The organism is Mesorhizobium sp. M7A.F.Ca.US.005.03.2.1 (assembly GCF_003997795.1).
GTDB lineage: Bacteria > Pseudomonadota > Alphaproteobacteria > Rhizobiales > Rhizobiaceae > Mesorhizobium > Mesorhizobium ciceri.
Window position 1 is genome coordinate 1 of the sequence record NZ_RZRP01001487.1, and the last position, 687, is coordinate 687.

Here is a 687-nt window from a genome sequence, read left to right on the forward strand (position 1 = left end):
GAACAGATAGTTCACGCGCTCGGTGACGTGGTCGGAAAACTCGTTCGACAGCGTGAAGCCGACGCGGAAAGGTGCGCCGTCGTCGCCGATGACATAGATGCCGGCGACTTCGGGCTCTTCGCCGGCGTCCTTGGCAAAGGCCGGTGACAGGAGTGCGGCGCCTGGTGCCACCGCCATCGTGCCGTTGCCTTTGTAGAACCATTCCGGCTGCACGCCGATCTGGCCTTTCGCCGGCTTGCCGCCCTCCAGCCCCATGCGGAACATCTTCATGGAATCGGTGAGCTGCTCCTCGCCGTCGGCGCTCAGCTTCTTGTGCATGGAATCGCGCGTCGCGGCGGAGCCGAGATGCGTCAGCCCGGTGCCGGTCAGGTGCAGATGCGCCGGATCGGGGTGATTGATCGGCGACAGCAGCCGCCCCTTCTTGTAAGCGGCCTCGAGATCGACCGTCTCGCCAAGCCCCTTGCGTTCGATCAGCGCGACGAGGCCGACGCCGGTGCGGGCGGCCTCCATCGCCAGCGAATAGACGCTGCGGGCGCCATTGATGATCCGGGTCTTGCCGCCATTGCGGGCGACGACGCGGATGGTCTCGGCGTCGTCAAGGATCTGGGAGATCAGCATGATGAATCCTCTCTCATTTGCCTTGGCAGGGCTGCCAAAACGGCAAACCTTGCTCAGCGCGGCCGGGAC

The 687-nt window shown here is 64.9% G+C and carries 1 pseudogene; it reads right to left on the reverse strand.

The window, feature by feature from the left end:
- Positions 1-618, reverse strand: a pseudogene (locus EN991_RS38660) (GguC protein); the annotation flags it as partial.
- Positions 619-687: the final 69 nt, after the last annotated feature.